At 39.0% G+C, this 20,685-nt stretch carries 17 protein-coding genes and 2 tRNA genes; 12 read left to right on the plus strand and 7 right to left on the minus strand.

Going from position 1 to position 20,685, the window contains the following annotated elements; translation table 11 throughout:
• The first annotated feature begins 177 nt into the window (after window positions 1-177).
• Window positions 178-2,220, plus strand: a complete 2,043-nt coding sequence (locus CRO15_RS18065) for an LruC domain-containing protein (protein WP_097047261.1) — start codon at window positions 178-180, stop codon at window positions 2,218-2,220.
• 72 nt (window positions 2,221-2,292) lie between these two features.
• Here CRO15_RS18065 and rpsT read toward each other — a convergent pair whose 3' ends face one another.
• The 4 genes from rpsT to proS form a co-directional block, all read right to left on the minus strand.
• Window positions 2,293-2,544: a 30S ribosomal protein S20 gene (gene rpsT, locus CRO15_RS18070; RefSeq protein ID WP_097047262.1), complete on the minus strand. Its 252-nt coding sequence runs from the start codon at window positions 2,542-2,544 to the stop codon at window positions 2,293-2,295.
• 33 nt (window positions 2,545-2,577) lie between these two features.
• A tRNA-Glu gene (locus CRO15_RS18075) sits at window positions 2,578-2,649 on the minus strand.
• A 60-nt stretch (window positions 2,650-2,709) separates the two neighbouring features.
• Window positions 2,710-2,781 (minus strand) — tRNA-Glu (locus tag CRO15_RS18080).
• A 79-nt stretch (window positions 2,782-2,860) separates the two neighbouring features.
• A complete protein-coding gene (proS, locus tag CRO15_RS18085; protein ID WP_097047263.1) occupies window positions 2,861-4,336 on the minus strand; it encodes a proline--tRNA ligase in 1,476 nt (491 codons plus the stop codon).
• 94 nt (window positions 4,337-4,430) lie between these two features.
• Between proS and CRO15_RS19665 the strand changes: the two genes are divergently transcribed.
• Together CRO15_RS19665 and CRO15_RS18100 are read left to right on the plus strand one after the other, a co-directional pair.
• Entirely contained in the window at window positions 4,431-5,738 is a 1,308-nt protein-coding gene (locus tag CRO15_RS19665; protein WP_133067288.1) for a hypothetical protein, read from the plus strand.
• A gap of 40 nt (window positions 5,739-5,778) precedes the next feature.
• A complete protein-coding gene (locus CRO15_RS18100) occupies window positions 5,779-7,278 on the plus strand; it encodes an OmpP1/FadL family transporter (protein ID WP_097047266.1) in 1,500 nt (499 codons plus the stop codon).
• Window positions 7,279-7,328: 50 nt separating this feature from the next.
• On the opposite strand, the gene CRO15_RS18105 is transcribed toward CRO15_RS18100, so the two are convergent.
• Both CRO15_RS18105 and CRO15_RS18110 read right to left on the minus strand, forming a co-directional pair.
• Window positions 7,329-8,771: a T9SS type B sorting domain-containing protein gene (locus tag CRO15_RS18105; protein ID WP_097047267.1), complete on the minus strand. Its 1,443-nt coding sequence runs from the start codon at window positions 8,769-8,771 to the stop codon at window positions 7,329-7,331.
• 114 nt (window positions 8,772-8,885) lie between these two features.
• Window positions 8,886-10,688, minus strand: a complete 1,803-nt coding sequence (locus CRO15_RS18110) for a T9SS type B sorting domain-containing protein (RefSeq protein WP_097047268.1) — start codon at window positions 10,686-10,688, stop codon at window positions 8,886-8,888.
• Between the two features lie 134 nt (window positions 10,689-10,822).
• Here CRO15_RS18110 and folE point away from each other — a divergent pair, with 134 nt between their 5' ends.
• The 9 genes from folE (at window position 10,823) to CRO15_RS18155 (ending at window position 17,536) form a co-directional block, all read left to right on the plus strand.
• On the plus strand, window positions 10,823-11,503 hold the full coding sequence (gene folE, locus CRO15_RS18115) for a GTP cyclohydrolase I FolE (protein WP_097047329.1): 681 nt from the start codon (window positions 10,823-10,825) through the stop codon (window positions 11,501-11,503).
• 14 nt (window positions 11,504-11,517) lie between these two features.
• Window positions 11,518-12,999, plus strand: a complete 1,482-nt coding sequence (gene cysS / locus CRO15_RS18120; RefSeq protein ID WP_097047269.1) for a cysteine--tRNA ligase — start codon at window positions 11,518-11,520, stop codon at window positions 12,997-12,999.
• Between the two features lie 30 nt (window positions 13,000-13,029).
• Window positions 13,030-13,257 (plus strand): membrane protein insertion efficiency factor YidD, encoded by a 228-nt coding sequence (gene yidD, locus CRO15_RS18125; RefSeq protein ID WP_097047270.1) that lies wholly within the window; start codon window positions 13,030-13,032, stop codon window positions 13,255-13,257.
• 143 nt (window positions 13,258-13,400) lie between these two features.
• Window positions 13,401-14,363 carry a prolipoprotein diacylglyceryl transferase gene (lgt, locus tag CRO15_RS18130; RefSeq protein ID WP_097047271.1) on the plus strand — a complete coding sequence of 321 codons (963 nt, stop codon included), beginning with the start codon at window positions 13,401-13,403 and terminating at the stop codon, window positions 14,361-14,363.
• 10 nt (window positions 14,364-14,373) lie between these two features.
• The gene (locus tag CRO15_RS18135) at window positions 14,374-14,886 is read left to right on the plus strand and encodes a DUF192 domain-containing protein (RefSeq protein WP_097047272.1); all 513 of its coding nucleotides are present in this window, start codon (window positions 14,374-14,376) and stop codon (window positions 14,884-14,886) included.
• Window positions 14,886-15,410, plus strand: a complete 525-nt coding sequence (locus CRO15_RS18140) for a GNAT family N-acetyltransferase (protein ID WP_097047273.1) — start codon at window positions 14,886-14,888, stop codon at window positions 15,408-15,410. The genes CRO15_RS18135 and CRO15_RS18140 overlap by 1 nt, the downstream gene beginning before the upstream one ends.
• Before the next feature lie 31 nt (window positions 15,411-15,441).
• Window positions 15,442-16,701 (plus strand): ATP-binding cassette domain-containing protein, encoded by a 1,260-nt coding sequence (locus CRO15_RS18145; RefSeq protein WP_097047274.1) that lies wholly within the window; start codon window positions 15,442-15,444, stop codon window positions 16,699-16,701.
• A complete protein-coding gene (locus tag CRO15_RS18150; RefSeq protein ID WP_097047275.1) occupies window positions 16,688-17,203 on the plus strand; it encodes a GNAT family N-acetyltransferase in 516 nt (171 codons plus the stop codon). The genes CRO15_RS18145 and CRO15_RS18150 overlap by 14 nt, the downstream gene beginning before the upstream one ends.
• A 9-nt stretch (window positions 17,204-17,212) precedes the next feature.
• A complete protein-coding gene (locus CRO15_RS18155; protein WP_097047276.1) occupies window positions 17,213-17,536 on the plus strand; it encodes a hypothetical protein in 324 nt (107 codons plus the stop codon).
• Between the two features lie 179 nt (window positions 17,537-17,715).
• Here CRO15_RS18155 and secDF read toward each other — a convergent pair whose 3' ends face one another.
• Entirely contained in the window at window positions 17,716-20,679 is a 2,964-nt protein-coding gene (gene secDF / locus CRO15_RS18160; RefSeq protein ID WP_097047277.1) for a protein translocase subunit SecDF, read from the minus strand.
• Between the last annotated feature and the right edge of the window lie 6 nt (window positions 20,680-20,685).

Consider the following 20,685-nt stretch of genomic DNA (forward strand, 5'->3'; position numbering starts at 1 on the left):
TTTTGTAGTATTTTTCGTTCAATTTGATGTTGAAATTTATATAATTTTTTAATCGAAGAAAAAATACCGTTTATCGACACATCAATGCAACCCACCTGAAATTGGGTCATTGAAAATACAGTAATATATAGTTTTAATCAAGAATTTGGACATCTGGTCCAAGCAAATACTTAAGAGATGAAAACGTCCCAAATTGTTTTATCTACATTATGCTTAGTAATGACACTTACCTTTACCTCATGCGTTAAAGATAGTTTAGATGTCAATGTAGAACCGGAAACGGAAGGTGAAACCGAAGAACCAGAAGTTCCCGTTGGTGAGCTGGAAATCACAGAACTAAAAATTCCAACCGGATTCGAGTTCAAAACAGAAAAAGAAGTAAGACTTACAATCAACGACAACACTCCAGGTGCAAAGTATGATGTATATGCTTATAACGACGATATCTCCACTGGTGAACAAATAACCTATTTGAACGAAGAAAATGAGGAAGAAACTGGTGTGGAAATATCTGTGGACAACCTAAATCATATCATATTTAGTGGTATGCCCTCTGGTGGAAAAATTGAACACACTTTTGTTGTTCCAATCTATTATGAGAAACTATACATTAGAAGAAAAGAAGGTTTCACTTATACCTCAGAGGTCGTAAACATAACCTCTGAAGAAGTTACTTATACCTATTCATCCCCATCTGGAAAAGGAGCTTCATCCGCTAAACCTATGGTAGAAGATTACCTGTATTGTGTTAACGGAGCTGGTGAAATGTTCCAAGTTGACCCGCTTACAGGCGATTATACTTTTATAAGTGATATGCCCATGGGTAGCTGGACAGCAGCTATAGATCAAGAAAACAAAATTTTGTACTCAATTGGCCGATCCAAACCTTATCCATTAATGAAGTATGACATCGTTAACGATTCATGGACAACGATCGGTGATTTAGGCATTGGAGGTCCACGATTGGATTATAATGCAAATGATGGTCTGTTGTACTTCTCAACAGGAAACAAACTCTACTCCATAGATCCTCAAAACGCCAACATCCTATCTAACTGGGCAATAAATGGTCTACACAAAAAAAATGGTGGAGATTTGGCCTTTGCAGAAGATGGAACCATTTTCCTATGTTCCTTTTCAGGTTTGTATGAACTAGAGCTAAATTCTAGCGGAGAGTATGACGCCACGCGTATCAGCGGTGAAGATTTGCCTTTTTCACCTACTTCCATGACTTTTGATTCAAATCAAGAATTATGGCTGGCCAATAATGGCAGCAGTAGCAACCTTATAGTAATGGATACCCAAACCGGAGGGTGGGAATACCGTTATGGCCCTAATTCCACATCTGGTGTATCATTTGACAGAACTATAAATGACCTTACCACATTCAGAATTTTTGATGAAGTAACAATTGATCCAGATACTGATGGAGATGGCATTACCGACAGTAATGATGAATACCCTGACGATCCAGATAAGGCGTTTGAGCAATTCACACCCAGTAAATATGGGTGGGGAACCGTAGCATTTGAAGACCTATGGCCATTCTTGGGAGATTATGATTTTAACGACACCGCTGTGAATTACAGATTTGTGGCTGTATTAAATTCAGATAATATGGTTGTTGAGTTAAACATACATTTTGAAGTAAGTTCAGACGGAGCCGCATTAATCAATGCTTTTGGTATTGAATTTGAAAGTATTCCGCCAAGTTTGGTAGAATCGGTAACTGGTACGGTATTAACCGAAGGATACATTAATGTTGCAGCAAACGGACTGGAGCAGGGACAAAATAGAGCTGTTGTCATATTGTTTGACAATAATGAGACTATGCTGCATGTACCAACAACTGTATCTGTAAAATTCACAACTCCCATTACAACGGCCCAGTTAGGTATAGCTCCATTTAACCCATTCTTGATCGTTGCGAAAGATAGAAGCAGAGAAATTCACCTGCCCAACAGGTTTAGAACAACTTTAGGTGTAAATGATACATCTGTGGAGGGCGTAAATAGAGATGTAGACGGAAATTATCAAACTGATTCTGGTCTCCCATGGGCCATTAACATTGTTCATAATTTTAAACCTCCAAAGGAAAGTGTTCCTATAAACCAGGCGTACAACTTTTTCAATCAATGGGCCACTTCCGGTGGAAACACTTACGAAGATTGGTATAAGGATTCAACAGGTTATCGAAACGAATCACAACTTAAGGATTAAACCCACACAAATATTTAAAACAAAAAAGCGCCTTTTTTAAGGCGCTTTTTTTATGTTGTTCGGCACAAAAAATTACATTGCTGCAACTTTACTCATCAACTTACTCTTCAAGTTGGCCGCTTTATTATTATGGATAATGTTTCGCTTGGCAAGCTTATCGATCATACCCACTACGGTAGGCAATAATGCTTCAGCAGCTTTCTTATCTTCCTCGCCACGCAATTTTTTAATAGCATTACGCACTGTTTTGTGCTGATATCTATTACGTAAACGTACAGCTTCGTTTCTTCTAATTCTTTTTAATGCTGACTTATGATTTGCCATTCTCTTAATTTATACTTTCTAATATCCTTTTAGTAGCCCGTAGGGGAATCGAACCCCTGTTACCAGGATGAAAACCTGGCGTCCTAACCCCTAGACGAACGGGCCATTTTAATTCAAAACAACATTGTTTAAACAATACTATTTTCAATCTTTCATTGAACTTCGTAGCCCGTAGGGGAATCGAACCCCTGTTACCAGGATGAAAACCTGGCGTCCTAACCCCTAGACGAACGGGCCATAAGGTCGCATAATTTGCGGATGCAAAAATACAACTATTTTTAAGTCTTGCAACAGTAAATTATATTTTTTAACGGCTTTAATAAGCCTTTGCAAACAACACTCTTTGGGTTGACGGTTTTCCTGTTACCATGCATACTCCCTGCTGTTCCTCCGCTTTCCAAGGAATACATCTTATTGTTGCTTTGGTTTCTTCTTTAATCTTATCCTCAGTTTCTATGCTTCCATCCCAATGGGCAGAAACAAATCCTCCCTTTTCAGCAATTACCCTCTTGAACTCATCGTAAGTATCTACCTGGGTAATATGGGCCGCTCTATAATCAAGAGCTTTTTGATATATGTTCTCTTGAATCTCTTTTAACAACAATTCTATTTTACCTATAATATCCTCCGCTTGTACCGATTCCTTTTGAAGTGTATCCCTTCTGGCAACTTCATAGGTTCCATTTTCCAGATCACGCTGTCCAATTGCCAAACGCACAGGAACTCCCTTAAGCTCGTACTCATTGAACTTAAATCCAGGTTTGTGCGTATCCCTTTTATCGTATTTAACCGAAATTCCTTTAGAGCGAAGCTCTTTTACCAAAGGATCTACCTTTTCAGAAATGGCATCCAATTGTTCCAATCCTTTATAAATAGGGACAATCACCACTTGAATAGGTGCTAATTTAGGTGGAAGCACCAATCCATTATCATCACTATGCGTCATAACCAAAGCCCCCATAAGTCTTGTAGAGACTCCCCATGATGTGGCCCAAACATATTCTTGTTTCCCTTCTCTATTGGCAAACTTTACATCAAACGCTTTCGCAAAATTCTGCCCCAAAAAGTGTGAAGTTCCTGCCTGTAATGCTTTTCCATCTTGCATTAAAGCCTCAATACAATAGGTCTCTTCAGCACCTGCAAAGCGTTCGCTTTCCGTTTTGGTCCCCTTAATTACGGGCACACCCATATATTCTTCAACAAACTCCGCATAAACATGCATCATCTGTTCTGCTTCTTCCAAAGCCTCTTCCTTGGTCGTATGGGCTGTATGCCCTTCTTGCCACAAAAATTCGGCCGTGCGTAAAAACAGGCGTGTCCTCATTTCCCAGCGTACAACATTGGCCCATTGGTTTACAAGTAAAGGTAAATCTCTATAGGACTGTATCCACTTTCTATACGTATCCCAGATAATGGTTTCAGATGTAGGTCGCACAATAAGTTCTTCCTCTAACTTCGCATCCTCATCTACTATTATACCGCTTCCATCTTCTGCATTTTTAAGGCGATAATGGGTTACAACTGCACATTCCTTAGCAAAACCCTCTACATGGCTTGCCTCCTTACTTAAGTAAGATTTTGGTATAAAAAGTGGGAAATAAGCGTTCTCGTGCCCAGTTTCCTTGAACATTTTATCCAATTGAGCTTGCATCTTTTCCCATATGGCAAAACCATAAGGTTTAATCACCATACATCCTCTAACTCCTGAATTTTCAGCTAAATCAGCCTTAACAACAAGTTCATTATACCATTTGGAATAATCCTCGCTTCTACTCGTTAATTTTTTACCCATCTACTGTAGTTTGGCACAAAACTTGTGACTTTATCTTAGAAATAGTTGGGCAAAACTAACTATTTTTAGTATGTTCAACAATAAAAATTGTATAATGAAAAAGTCTATACCCCGCCCCAGATTTCAAATTCTTGTCACAACAGTTGTCATGGCCATTCTACTTACCTCCTGTGGCTCATACCAACAAGCATCTTATTATGACGATGACGGCATCTATTCTAATGGCAATAGAGTGGTTGGTGTTGAAAAAAAATCGGCGGAAGCTGTTAGAATCGAGAAACAAGAGAGTGATATTTACGGTGATTATTTTGGACAGAAGGCAAATGAATACAATGAGATTTTAGAAGATGAGATTTTCACCGATGTAGATAGCTATAGCAGTGATATTCAAAATGACAGCATTCCATTGGGAGAGCAGACCAGTTATTTTGCAAACAACAATACGTATCGCGGAAACCCAGGATGGGGAGACAACCCTACCAGCATATCTATAAATGTATATGACAACAGCTGGGCCTGGGGAGGCTATGGTTGGGGTTGGAATGACCCTTGGTTGTGGAATGGATGGGGCTGGGGAGGTTACTATGGATGGAACAATCCCTGGAGATGGAACCGTTGGGGTTATGCTGGATATTATGGCTGGAATTACCCTTATTGGGGCCATTCCAGATATAGGTATGGATGGGGTGGATATTATAATTACGGATATGGTAGACCTTACAGAGGGTATTATGGAAATAGAGGTTATGCGTATAACCGCAGCAGAAGGGGATACTCCAATAACGTTATTCCAGGAACATCACTACGTGGAAGATCCAACCTAACATCGAGAAGAAGTGGTTATGCTTCTAGATATAGAACCAGCACTGGGCGATCTAATGCTAGCAGAACAGCATCTGCGGGCAGAAGTTCCAGGACATATCGAAGTAGTGGAACAGTAGCAAGAAGGTCTGTGGGCACAGATGCCATTTCAAGAAATAGAAGCTATAGAAGTAGCAGAAGCACCCGCACCGCACCTAACTACAATAGAAGTTCCAGAACCTATCGTTCTTATGGTACCTCACCATCAACAAGAAGTAGCGGTACCTATAGAAGAAGTGGCACAGTCAACAGAAGTTCTTCAGGCTATAGAACATCTGGCGGAAACTCAAGAAGCTATCAGTCTTCAGGAAGAACAGCGCCAAGAAGTAGCAACTATAGAAGACCTTCCAGTAGCTCTAGAAGCTCAGGAAGTTATAGAAGTAGCAGTCCAAGCAGAAGTTCTAGAAGTAGCGGAAGCTATAGGAGCTCAGGAAGCAGCTCTAGAAGTTCTGGCAGCTACAGAAGTTCTAGCGGCTCCAGCAGATCGTCTGGATCTGCAAGATCATCATCTTCATCTGGTAGAAGTAGTAGAAGACATTAAATCCTTCAAAATTTTTATTGTATAAACTAAATCATTGGAAATGAAAAGAATCTCAACTTTCATAATGGTATTGGCATGCGCCTATGCAAGTGCTCAAAATATAAATGATGTTTTACGCTATAGCACAGAAAATATTCTAGGAACCGCTAGATTCCAGGCCATGGGAGGTGCTTTTGGCGCCTTAGGAGGGGATTTGTCTTCCTTGAACGTTAACCCTGCAGGTTCTGCGGTTTTTAACTACAGTCAGTTTACCATTTCTGGTTCCAATTACAATGTAAGTAATGATGCCCTTTTTGGAAATAACACTCGAAATACCGATATAAATTCAGTAGACCTTAACCAAGTTGGTGGGGTTTTTGTCTTCAAATCAACAGACAGTCCCTGGAAAAAACTTGCTTTGGCCTTCAATTATGACATGGTTCAAAATTTTGACAATGAATTTTTTGTTGCAGGGAATACATCCCAGGGAATAGACAATTATTTCCTGAACTTTGCGCAAGGGCAAACCCTTGGTAATTTAAGGGTGCAGCAAGGTGAACGCATAGAGGAAGCTTATTTAGATATAGGAACAAATCTCGGTTTTGCAACACAACAAGCTTTTCTTGGCTTTCAAGCTGGATTGATTGAGCCCACAGAAGATGTCAATCCCAACACTTCTTATTTCTCTAATGCTCAGTACACCAATGTAAATCAAGAATATTTGCAAAGTGTAAGCGGATATAATAGCAAATTCACTTTGAATTTTGCAGGGCAATATCAAGAGAATCTGTACTTGGGAGCGTCTTTGAATTTTCACTCCATGGTTTATGATAAATTTACCCGCTTGGATGAAAATGGCTATAATGCTGATTCCCCTGTTCAGTTTACAGCTTTCGACAATTTCCTTCATTCCGAAGGCTATGGTTTCTCATTCAGTTTAGGTGGTATAGCGAAACTAAATGAAAACATAAGAGTTGGAGGCAGTTACCAGTCCCCTACTTGGTATGAGCTAACGGATGATACATCGCAACGCATCAATTCCACCTTGGCAGAACCAGACATTGGTTCTATAGATTTTAGCATTGTAAATCTTTTTGAAGAATACAGAATAAAGACACCGGCCAAACTTACAGGAAGTGTTGCCGTTGTTTTTGGCAAAGATGGCCTTTTGAGTTTTGATTATGGTTATCAAGATATGTCACAGGCCGAACTCCGCCCAACCACTGACCCAAGTTTTGCCTCAGAAAATGAATTTATTTCCAATCAGTTGGGTCCAACGAACACCTATAGACTCGGTGGTGAATTCCGAATTGAAGAAGTTAGTTTACGAGCAGGCTATAAATATGAAGAAAGCCCTTATGAAAATGGTGATATTGTTGGTGATCTGACAGGTTTCTCTGGAGGTATTGGGTATAATTTTGGAGGAAGCAGATTAGACCTTGCTTTTAGTAGGTCTGAGCAGGATATAAATACATTATTGTTTGAATCGGGAATCAATAGTTCTGCCATGATCAACAGGATAAATACCAATATTACCTTGGGATATACCTTAAAATTCTAGATTCAAAAAAATGCAACAATCAAAGGCCGGAAGTATCTGGCCTTTTTTGTTTATCTAACCAGGGAAAAATGTCTTCTAACAGAGCGCGCCAACACTACACCCGAATCATCATAATCCAACCGGAACCAATAATCAGAAGAAGGCAATGCCCTACCATTAAAGGTGCCATCCCAAGCACTACCAACACCTAACTGTTTTAACAATTTTCCGTAACGATCAAAGATAAAAACAACAGGATTTGTCAACTCTTCAATCCCCAATACATTCCATGTATCATGCCTACTATCCCCATTGGGAGTAAAGAATTTTGGATAACCAACCACTAAAAACTCTATGGGTTCAGAGGTGCCACAACCGTTTACATCGTTAACAACAACAGAATTCAGCCCCGGAGGCACATTTGAAAATATCTGATCGGTTTGAAATTCTCCCCCATTGAGTGAATATTCATAGTTCCCGTTTCCTACCGGAACAAACTCAACATTATAAGGATCAGTTTGCTCACTATGAACAAAATCATCCAAAACAACAATATCAATATCAGCCGGTGTTGGGGTTGCAAAAAAGGTGATAAGAATATCGTCTTGGATTATTGTCGCAAAAGTAGTTTCTATGGTCACCCTATATCGTCCGGAATTTGGACTGGTCACGGTCCATTCCGTTTGTCCCGCACCTGTTGCCAAGGTTGTTTCATAAGTGCCATCGTCATCAGCATCCAGTTCCCAAGTAATATTGGCAATATTTGGGCCTGCCGGAGAATTCAAAGCACTCAATACAATATCGGGATCGCCCTCGCAGGCAATAATGTCCAATCCCAAGAACTCATCGCGCAAAGTACAGTCCAGGGCAGTATTTTGGTCAGCTTCTACAGAACTTCCTCTAAAAATCAATTCAAATGGCTCCGGATCACCATTAAAATTGGTGCGATAATTGTTGATGAACAAGTAGTATATTTCACCTGCCCTCACATCCAACCATTCATCATAAGTATTCTGGCTTTGTTTAACAAAAGGTGCACCTACCCTACCATCTGCAAAGTTTACACCTACACCCGTGTAATTGGTATCATTGGTTTCATAATTGCATCGTATGGGTTCCGCTCCGCCACCTACTAAAGTACAGAAGTTTTGATTGGCAGTCTGATCAAAAGGACCATATAACGCAAAATCCAACTCAGAAGTAACTACACTTCCAGGAGTCACAGGAAGCGCTTGAATATCAAACCCAATTTGCCCATCTGTACCTGCTCTAAAAACATACCAAGCTGAGCTGTTCTCCAAATTAGCAGAATCAACACTTCCTTTTTCCAAGCAACCCGATTGTGTTATAACATCTGGATCAAAATCATCAATATCACCACCGCCATCAAGCACGGATGTAATTGGTGCATCCGCACAAACAGGAATAGCTGTTCTACAATCTGGAGAATTTTGGGCATTTATGCCAATAGAGAAAAGAAAAAAACAACAGATAGCGCAAAATAGAGCTCTCATAGAATTTGGGGCTAAAGGTTATTCTAGAATCTAACCTGTATAACTCCCTAAAACCTGGTTTTAGTATTTTTTAACCGAAAAATTATACACTTAATCGATAAAATGCACTTTTAGCTATCTTCTCAATGAAAAATGGTTCTTAAGGTGTTTGGCATTGACACGGTTTCCGTCATTGTCCAAATAGGATAATTTAAACCAATAATCAGTCGACGGAAGTGGTTTCCCGTTAAAACTACCATCCCATCCTGAATTAAACTCGGTCAATTGTTTTATCAACTTACCATAACGATCATATATAGTTACTATGGGCGTGTTCAATACTGAAAGTCCTTCTATTTGCCAACTCTCATTAAGCACATCTCCGTTGGGAGAAAAAATCGGCGGAAATCCTACAACAACAAAACTCTCTGTTACCACCCCACATCCAAAGGCATCTCTAGCACTTATGGTATGCGTACCACCTGGCACCTCGTTAAAAACCGAACTGGTTTGATAAGGACCTCCGTTCAAACTGTATTCAAAATCTCCTTCCGCTTCATTTGTAATTGTAACCGTATTGCTTGGACTTAGGTCTCTAAAATCCACATCTACCGATATTACAGGAACTTCAGAGATGGACACGTTAACCGTTCTACTAGCTGAACAATTCACCCCACCCGAAGAATGTGTGACCGTTAGCTCATACGCTCCTTCTTGTGACACTACCAAACTTGGCGTTAACTCCCCGGTACTCCACTGATAGGTATATGATGGATTGGGAATAGTCTCTCCAATAGTGATAGTGGCTCCGTCACATACCGTTTCATTCTCAGAAAAGGTCAACTCTGGTGTTTCAATTGCATCAATGGTAAAACTTTGTGAGGCGTCATAGCAATTTGGATTGGACAAAGAAGCAGTTCTTACATAGATAACTTCTTGCCCTGAACTTTTTGGATATTGTTTTAGTAAAGGATTGGTTCCAGAATTTGCATCTGTTTGAGAATTATGATAGCTCACAAGAAAATCATTGGGGTTTTGGGCACCTATCGCCTCTGTATCCTTAGTTGTTAAGTCAATGATCATCCCAGAGACATGACATAAAGTTTCGTCAATTAGCATTCCAGTTGTCGGCACTGGGTTAAAAGCCACCTGCACATCACTTATAATTGAGCCTGTAGCAGTAGTTACGAGCACTCTATATATTGCAGAACCAATAACATTCAATGTAGGGTTAACTTCTCCAGCAATTACTTGAAATCCACTTCCGGCATCGCTATACCATGTATAACTGGTTGCTCCTATCATGGTAGCATCCAATGTAATGGCATCTCCTTCGCAAGCCGCAATTGGAGAACCCAATAGATTGTTCACTATAGAGCAATCCAACGCATCAGTTGGATTTGTACTAAAAACATTTCCTGTAAATTGAATGGAAAAACCAGAATTTACGTTGCTGAAATTGTTGATCAACAAAAAATAATCCTCTCCTGCATTTACATCAAGCCAATCTTCATAGTGCACCGAATTTTCATCACCAGTAGGGTCTTCCCCAACACCAATAAATGATTTATTTTCGCTGTTATCAAAGAAATTGCATCTTACTGGATCTCCCAAATTGTTACAATCACTTGCTCTGTACAATGCAAAATCCCAGTCTTCAGAACTATCGTGGCCAATGTTAAACCCTAATTGACCAGCTGCCATGGTTCTAAACCTGTACCAACCAGAATTGGATTCAATAACCCCAGAAAGTGACCGTTCCAAACATCCACTAGAGTTCGCTCCATTGAAGTCATCACTCCCAAAACCGTTTGCCCCTCCATTAATAGGGGTATTATTGCATATGGGAACAGCACTACCGCAGTCAGAAGTAACTTGCGCATAGGCCGATTGGCAGAATAAAACAACCACTAAAACCTTCAATACTCGTCTCACCATAAAGGGTTGTAAGTTTGGGTGTTATAAAAGTAAAGTGCCTTTCCTCTTAACAATAATTTATGTTGTCAAACCAAGCATAGCAGATGTTAAATAGGGTTTTAATGTATATCTTTGCTTTCTTGAAGAAAAAGGAAATGAAATTAGAGCAAGCATTGGAAGAACAATACGAAGAAAGGGGCAATGACCATATAGGTTCTGCATCAGAAACACCAATTAGGGAAGATGCTTTTATATTGAGTGATGAGGAAAAGATTGAACGAATACAAAAAAGTGTTCGTGAAATTATGTTGACCCTTGGCCTAGACTTGGATGACGATAGTCTTAACGGCACCCCAAAAAGGGTAGCCAAAATGTACGTTCAAGAGGTTTTTGGAGGTTTACACCCCAAAAGAAAACCAAAATCTTCAACCTTTAAGAACAAATACAAGTATGGAGAAATGTTGGTTGAAAAGAACATTGTTCTATATTCTACATGCGAACATCACCTACTACCAATCATAGGTAGAGCTCATATTGCCTACATCTCTAATGGAACCGTGGTAGGTCTTTCCAAAATGAATCGCGTAGTGGACTATTTTGCCAAACGTCCACAGGTACAAGAAAGATTGAACATCCAAATTGTAAAAGAGCTTCAAAACGTACTGGGAACAGAAGATGTGGCCTGTGTTATCGATGCAAAACACCTTTGTGTCAATTCAAGGGGAATCCGTGATATTGAAAGTAGCACGGTTACTGCCGAGTATGGTGGAAAATTCAAAGATGAAGCCATACGCAGGGAGTTTTTGGACTACATTAACCTAGATACCGACTTTTAATCCTAAGTTTTTCAATGCAGCTTTATAAGAATCAGAACCTAAGAGTACACAATTCACTTTCGGGACAAAAAGAGGCTTTTCAGCCTATAAATGAAGGGCACATTGGCATGTATGTTTGTGGACCAACCGTTTACAGTAACGTACACTTGGGAAATTGCCGTACGTTCATGTCCTTTGATATGATTTTCCGTTATTTCAAACATTTAGGTTATAAAGTGCGCTACGTAAGAAATATTACAGATGCCGGGCATTTGGAAAACGATGCGGATGAAGGTGAGGACAAAATTGCCAAAAAGGCAAAATTGGAGCAGATTGAACCTATGGAAGTGGTACAACGCTATACAGTTGACTTTCATGAAACATTGCAAAAGTTCAACTTTTTGCCTCCAAGTATTGAGCCAACCGCCACAGGACATATTATTGAACAAATTGAAATCATAAAAGAAATCCTGGAAAAAGGCTTTGCATACGAAGTAAATGGTTCAGTTTACTTTGATGTCCCCAAGTTCAATGAGAGTCATGAATATGGCAAACTAAGTGGCAGAAAGCTAGAGGACATGATTGCGAATACGAGAGAACTCACAGCACAAAGTGAAAAAAGAAGTCCGCAGGATTTTGCGCTATGGAAAAAAGCAGAACCACAGCACATAATGCGCTGGCCTTCTCCATGGGGAGATGGTTTCCCAGGCTGGCATCTGGAGTGTACTGCAATGAGCACAAAGTATTTAGGAGAAACCTTTGACATACATGGTGGCGGAATGGACCTAAAATTTCCACATCATGAATGTGAAATTGCACAATCCGAAGCAAGCACAGGAAAATCCCCAGTTAAATACTGGCTTCATGCCAATATGTTGACATTGAACGGCAAAAAAATGTCGAAATCAACAGGCAATAATATTTATCCATCAGAAATGTTCAGCGGTGAAAACAATATTATGAGCAAGGCATATGCACCTGCCGTGGTACGTTTTTTTATGATGCAGGCTCATTATACCAGTATTTTAGACCTAAGTGATGATGCATTGCAGGCTTCAGAAAAAGGCTATAACCGCCTAATGGATGCCATGGAATGCTTTGAAGACTTAAAAACAGAGTTGAAATCTGACTTTGATTACAAAACATGGCAACAAAAATGCTATGATGCCATGAACGATGATTTTAACACACCCATCCTCATCGCCCACATTTTTGATGCCGTGAAGCATATCAATCTAATCAAAGAAGGAAATGAAAGTATTTCTCAAGAAGATAAAACCTTGCTCCAAACAACCTTGCATAATTTTGTATACGATATTTTAGGTATAGAAAATCAAAAAGCTATAAAAAACGACACTAGTGCCCTAAGTGGTGTAATGGAGTTGTTAATACAGTTACGTAATGAGGCACGAGCCAATAAAGACTTTGCAACATCAGACAAGATTAGGGATGAACTCACCGCTTTGGGCATTCAGCTTAAAGATGGAAAAGAAGGAACTACTTTTAGCGTAAATTAATGGTGAATAAGCCGTGAAGAACATAAAGGAATGACATTCAAAAAAATACTCATTGCCCCTTTTGTTCTTTTGGTTAGACTTTACCAACTTTTAATTTCACCACTAACTCCGGCCACTTGCCGTTATTCTCCAACATGCTCTGCATACACATTGGAGGCTCTCAAAAAACATGGTCTTTTTAAGGGCGGCTGGCTTTCTTTAAAAAGAATTTTCAGTTGTCATCCATGGGGCGGAAAAGGTTATGATCCTGTACCTTAAACCATGTTCCCAAATCAAAATATGGATTGAAGTTTGTTTGCATCCCAACTATAATGTCAACATCTCATAATTTAATCTAAAATCTAACTTCTAAAAGCAAAGTGATCTAACATCTTTAAGTATATTAGTCCAAAATTTTTTACATGTACTTCCTTGGCTTTAATTGGAATCCAGATGGCACCCTATTTAAATTAGGTTTCATCCAAATCAAATATTACAACCTACTCTGGATAGCTGCTTTTGTAGCTGGGTGGTACATCATCAAAAAAATCTTTTTGAACGAGAAGAAGTCCATGCAACAGGTGGATTCACTTTTTATGTATGGACTTGTCTCCATAATGCTGGGTGCTCGTTTAGGGCATGTCATTTTTTATGATTGGCCCTATTACAAAAATCACTTGGCAGAAATTTTGTTACCAATTCGTGAAAGTGCCAATGAGTCCCTTTTTGGTTTTATAAATGGGTATGAATTTACCGGCTTCACAGGATTGGCCAGCCACGGTGCCACCATTGCCGCTATAATTGGGGTTTGGTTGTATTGCAGAAAATGGAAGGACATTAATATGCTTTGGCTGTTGGACAGAATGGTTGTTCCATCTGCCATAGGAGCTTGCTTTGTAAGGTTGGGCAACTTTTTTAACTCTGAGATCAATGGTAAGGTAGTGGATAAGTCCTATGCCATGGCTGTACGTTTTATTCGTGATTCTGATGATATGCCTGCGTATAAGGCCATAGCCCTGACCAAGGAAAAAACTGCAAGTGCGGCCTATAAGGCCATTGAACATAATCCAGAATTTTCCGGAGTTTTGGAATCCATTCCATTTCGCCATCCCGCACAACTCTATGAATCTATCTGTTACCTTCTGCTTTTTCTCTTATTGTATAGGTTTTATTGGAAAACCAATAAAAAAGATAAAGTAGGGTATCTGTTTGGCCTCTTTATGGTTGGGTTATGGACCACACGTTTTTTAATTGAATATTTTAAAAAGAGCCAGGGAGGTTTTGAAGAATCTTTGGGCCTTCTTTCCACCGGCCAATGGTTGAGCATTCCTATGATTTTAGTTGGCCTCTACTTTATGTTCAGACCATCACCCAGTGCACAATAAACAATTTACGATGACCAATTATCAATTACTGCCTTCAAAACATACTCGTTTCTTTGTCTTGATAATTTTTAGTGCTTTTGCAATTGTCTGTTGCAAGTCAGAATCCAAAAAGGAAATCAAAACGGAAAATATAAGTTTCACCAAAGAGGGTGAGTTAACTATTACAAAACCAGAAAACGATTCTATCATTGCTAATTTCGATATTGAAATTGCCCAATCTTCTTACGAAACGGAAACGGGATTAATGTACCGGGAATCTATGAAAGACACCCAAGGGATGTTGTTTATTTTTGATGATGTGGCCATGCACTCTTTCTACATGAAGAACACCCAAATTCCACTGGATATTATCTATATAGATGAAAATTTAAAAATTGCCAGTTTTCAAAAAAATGCCAAACCTTTTGATGAAACCGGTCTATCTTCTGGAGTTCCAATAAAGTATGTATTGGAAATCAATGCAGGACTTTCCGACCAGTTGGGCTTAATAGTTGGTGATAGTGTTTCCTATAACAAACTATAATGCCTGATTATCTATTAGAAAACCAAGCTACGGAGCGGCTGCTTTTTCGCAAAATACTTCCTTCGGATTTTGATGCTTGGCTTCCATTTTACCATGAACCAAAGTCTACTCAATATTGGGATGGACTTCCTTCTGACCCTGTTGAAGCATGCAAAATTCAATTTGATCGTATTTTTGAACGCTACGAAGAGGGCACCGGTGGAATGAACGCCCTAATTTTAAAAGAAACAGGGCAACTAATAGGAATCTGTGGTCTTTTAATTCAAATTGTAGATGAAATTGAGGAATTGGAGATTGGCTATTCAGTTCTGCCGCAATACTGGCAACAGGGTTTCGGCATAGAGGCCGCTCAAAAGTGCAAGGAATTTGCCTTTGCCAATGATTTTGTTCCTTCTATAATTTCAATTATCCATATAGATAATATCCCTTCTCAAAAAGTTGCTTTAAAAAATGGAATGCATTTGGATAAAACCACTACTTACAAGGACAATCCTGTACACATTTTTAGGGTAAACCAAGGATAATCTTTATTTTGAAACATATTGGATTTACCAGATGAACCAACCCAAAAACTACGCGATATTAATTGACAATAAGTCCCAAACCAAAGTTTTGGTTTCTGATTTATTGAAAGGCATACTAAAAAATGATTTTCCAGCCTTGGACAAGCAAAGCGGATTGTTGTTTTCCCGATCGGAAGTTGAACGCTTTATGGACGAAGAAGAGCGCCATGGCACAAAGATAATCACGAAAAAATCTTCTCAGTCCTTAAAATCCATGAGCAGTGGTGAGCAAAAAAAAGCGTTGCTTGCCCATCAATTAACACAAGAACCAGGTTTTCTAGTGTTGGTCAATCCGTATGACAATCTTGATATTGTAACGCAGAGCTATCTACAGGAGCAACTAGTTTCCATTGCAAAATCTATTTCCCTAGTTCAAATAGTAAGTAGATTGGATGATATTCTTCCAGATACCACAGATTTTTTTAAACTTGATGAAGGTGAGTTACTTTCATATTCAAACGCCAATATATTTTGGAAGGAGAATGCAAAAAAAAGCATTGAATTTACAGAAGTCATTCCTCCACCAATAGAACCCATTGTTGTAAAGGATGATGAATTGGTCAATTTTAAAAACGTTTCAGTAAGTTTTGATGAGCGTCAAGTATTGAACAACATTAATTGGACCGTGAAGAAAGGGGAATTTTGGCAACTTATAGGCCCCAATGGTAGTGGCAAGACCACCTTACTCTCCATGATTACGGGAGATAGTCACAAAGGTTACGGACAAAATCTTACTCTTTTTGGACAAAAAAAAGGAAGTGGCGAGAGCGTTTGGGACCTCAAAGAAAAAATCGGATACTTCACTCCTGCCATGACCGATAAGTTCAATGGATATCATACATTGGAAAATATGGTAATTTCCGGAATTTATGATTCTATAGGACTTTACAAAAAAGCATCGGATCAAGCCAAACGTCTTGCGGGTTCTTGGGTTAAGTTGTTGCAATTGCAGGACAAACGAAAGAAACAATTTCATGAACTTACTTCGGGCGAAAAAAGACTTGTAATGACTGCAAGGGCCATGATCAAGCATCCTCCCCTACTCATTCTGGACGAACCCACTGCAGGGTTAGATGATGAAAACGCCGCCCTTTTTGTTTCATTGGTCAATAAAATTGCCCAAGAGAGTGAAACAGCCATCATTTTTGTATCACACAGAAAAGAAATTGGATTAGACCCTCAATTTGATTACATTTTAGAGATGAAAAGTTCTGGTTCTGCCGGAAAAAAGATAACCCATGCAAATAGTTGAAGCATCAGTAAGGGAAGCTACCTACATTGCGCTTTTGGCAAGATTTACTTTTACGGAAACATTTGGACACTATTTTAAGGATAAAACCGATTTAGAAAATTATCTGCAACAAACTTTTAATGTAAAAAAGCTTAGAAATAGCCTTACCAAACCCAACAATATATTTTGGCTTGCTTATATTGATGATTTACCAGTAGGGTATGGCAAGTTAAAACTAAACTCTCCCTCCCATTTCATTACGGATAAAAATGTATGTCAACTTCAAAAGATATATGTGTTAAAAGATTTTTTATCCAAGAAAGTTGGTCTGGCTCTTCAAACCAAAATACTTGAAAGAGCAGTCAGCAGTCCAGCTCAGAAAATTTGGCTCTCTGTTTTAAAAAGTAATGAGCGCGCTATTCAGTTTTATAAAAAGAATGGGTTTGAGACCATCGGCGACCATAATTTTCAGATTGGACAGGAACATTTTAAGTTTCAAGCGATGGCAAAAAACCTAAGATAAAAATGTATTATGGACGAAAAAGTTTTAAAAATCTATGATGAAGTAGTAGCGATTAACCTAAATTTTGAACGCAAAGGAAAAACCGTTCCTTACACCTCTGCCAACGGATATATGTTCTCATTGATCAATAAAGAAGGTGAATTGGGTATTCGACTTTCAAAAGAGGCTACCATTGAGTTTGACAAAGTTTTTGGTGCAAAACCATTTAAATCGCACGGAGCCACCATGCGAGAGTATGTGCTAATTCCTGAATCTTTATTGGCTGATCAAGAAACTCTTGGCAAATATCTTCAAAAGGGATACGAACATGTAATGTCCTTACCTCCCAAATAGTATTTTCATGGGGTTTTATAATCTATTGAAACGTGAAAGGAAGAAACTGGTGTACAAAATTGAATTGGAAATAGTATCAGACCTTGAAAAAGGTTAAAAACTTGGACAAACTCAGTTTGAAAACAATTAAAAAAGCCACTCTTTAGAGTGGCTTTTTTAATTTATCATCCTAAAATGGATTATTCGTTAGCTCCCGCTATTTTCTTCTTCAATGCATCAAACATTATTGGAGTAGCAATAAACACAGAAGAATATGTACCCACAATAACACCTACGATCATAGCGAACATAAATCCTTGCAAGCTCTCACCGCCAAAAACAAAGATGGCCAAAAGCACTATCAAAGTAGTTAAAGAAGTATTCAACGTACGGCTTAATGTGCTATTCAATGCTTGATTAATGTTTTTTCCATTATTCCAACCTTTTAGGTTTACAATCTCTCTAATACGGTCAAAAACAACCACAGTATCATTCAAAGAGTAACCAATTACTGTTAGAATTGCCGCAATAAAGGCTTGGTCAATCTCCATGTTAAATGGCATAATGCTTCCTGTTAATGAGAATATGCCCAATACAATCATGACATCATGGAATACCGCAACAACAGCTCCCAATGAGAATTGCCATTTTCTAAATCTCAGCAAGATATATAGGAACACCACCGCCAAAGAACCAATAATGGCCAAGAAAGCATTGTTCTTAATATCATCAGCAATGGTAGGACCAACTTTAACAGATTGTAAGATTCCTAAAGATTTTTCAGATGCGCCAACGGTAAAGTCCTCAAAAGAAGTACCATCTGGTAAGTATTTTTGAAGCGAAGTGTATAGTTTGTCCTGAATTTCATTATCAACTTCAATACCCTCTACATCTACTTTATACGGAGTGGTCACTTTTATCTGATTGGCTTCTCCAAAAGTTTTAACATTGGTTCCACTTCCAAAGACCGTATTTAATTCAGATGCAATTTCCGAAGGGTTAACCGCTTTTTCAAAACGAATTTGGTAGGAACGTCCCCCAACAAAATCAACACCCTGCTGTAATCCGGTGGTGAATAAGGAAAATATTCCAACACCAACCAAAATAAAGGAAACTACATATGCTATCTTACGTTTACCCAAGAAGTTGATATTCATATTCTTGAACAGGTTCTTGGTCAATCCCGTTGAGAAATCCAAGCTTCTTCCTTTTTTGGAAACATACCAGTCTACCAATAAACGGGTGATAAAGATTGCGGTAAACAGAGAGGTAACAATACCAATCAATAAAGTCGTGGCAAATCCTTTAATTGGACCTGAGCCAAAAATGAAAAGGATAATCGCTGTAAGACCGGTTGTTATGTTTGCATCTAAAATGGATGACAATGCATTACTGAAACCATCTGCAACGGCCTGCGCTTTTCCTTTTCCACGGGCCAATTCTTCTTTGACACGCTCAAATATCAATACGTTAGCATCCACCGACATACCAATAGTCAATACGATACCAGCAATACCTGGAAGGGTCAATACCGCTCCAAGACTTGTCAACACTCCAAAAATCAAAAGGATGTTCAATACTAAGGCGATATCGGCAAAGATTCCGGCTTTTCCGTAGTAGAACACCATCCATACCAATACAAATGCCATTGCAATCAAGAACGACATAAAACCGCTATCAATAGCTTCCTGACCCAAAGATGGACCAACAACTTCCGATTGAATGATTTCTGCTGAAGCGGGTAATTTACCCGCTCTCAATACATTTGCAATATCCTTTGTTTCGTTAACGGTAAAAGTTCCGGTAATCTCAGAACGTCCTCCAGAAATTGGTCCACTAGAAACCCCAGGAGCCGTGTAGACTTTGTTATCCAATACAATAGCAATACCAGTTTGGTTATTGAAGGCATCGCCTGTCAACTTCTCCCATTCCTTAGCACCACGCGTATTCATGGTCATACTTACCGCAGGCTTGTTGAACTGATCAAAAGTGTCTTGGGCATCAGAAACAACATCACCACTTATTCTAGGTGTGTTATCCCTATTAGATTTTAATGCATATAGTTCAGCAATCTCTGAATCTTTAGCTGACCTTTCCCATAAGAATTTGGTAAACTGTATATCGTTTGGCAAAAGTCGCTTGATTTCACGCATTCTAAGGTATCCCCCTATTTCAGCAGTATCCACAACCAAAACCCTTGCAATGGCGTGACTACCAGGGTTAGCAGGTATCAACTTGCTCAATAATGGATTAACCTGATTGGTTAAATCCAAAGAGTCTTGCGCAACATCAGATAAAAGGGAATCTATTTCCGATTCCGGCTTAGTGGTTTCTTCTTCGGATTCAACAGGTTCGAGAATATCCTTTAGTTTTTCATTGGCATTTACAAAGAAGGTACCCAAGCTTTGGTTACTCTGTGGGTAGGTTTCCCAGAATTCCAATTGTGCCGTACTTGACAACAATTCTTGAGCCCTTGCAATATCCCTGGCTCCAGGTAATTCAACCAAAATACGTCCTGAATTTCCTTCTCGCTGAATATTTGGTTGTGTTACTCCAAAACCATCAATACGTTCACGAAGTACTTCAAAAGCAGAAACAATGGATTCATCAATCTTTGTTCTGATGATAGGTTTTACCTCATCATCGGTCATTTGAAAATTGACTACATCACTTAGACCCTTGTTGGCAAAAATATCAGGGGATGCCAGTTTGGTATCACCTTTTACATTATCAAAGGCATCAAAAAACAACTCCAAATAAGTATCAGGGCTATTTTTAGAAGCATTATCTGCATCTGCTAAAGCCTTATTGAAAATTGGATTTTTGGTGTTGTTGGCCAAACCTTTTAAGATATCCTTTACCGAAATCTGAAGGGTAACATTTATCCCTCCCTTAAGGTCCAATCCTTTGTTTAATTCTTTTTTCTTCGCGTCATCATAGCTGGTATAGCCCAAAACAGGGTTGGCACCAATGGAATCCAAATATGATGCTTCTAAAGCCTCACGCTTTGCCACATAATCTTCCTCAGCTTCCGTAATTTGGCTAATGGCGTAGGTTTCAGCATCCTTTTCCAACTTACTTGTTATGAAAGTATAGGATAGCTGATAAATACTTACCAAACCAAAAAGCAGTGCGAAAAGCTTTATAAGTCCTTTATTTTGCATTGATTA

Source organism: Flagellimonas pacifica, assembly GCF_900215465.1.
In the GTDB taxonomy this organism is placed as follows: Bacteria; Bacteroidota; Bacteroidia; order Flavobacteriales; family Flavobacteriaceae; genus Flagellimonas; species Flagellimonas pacifica.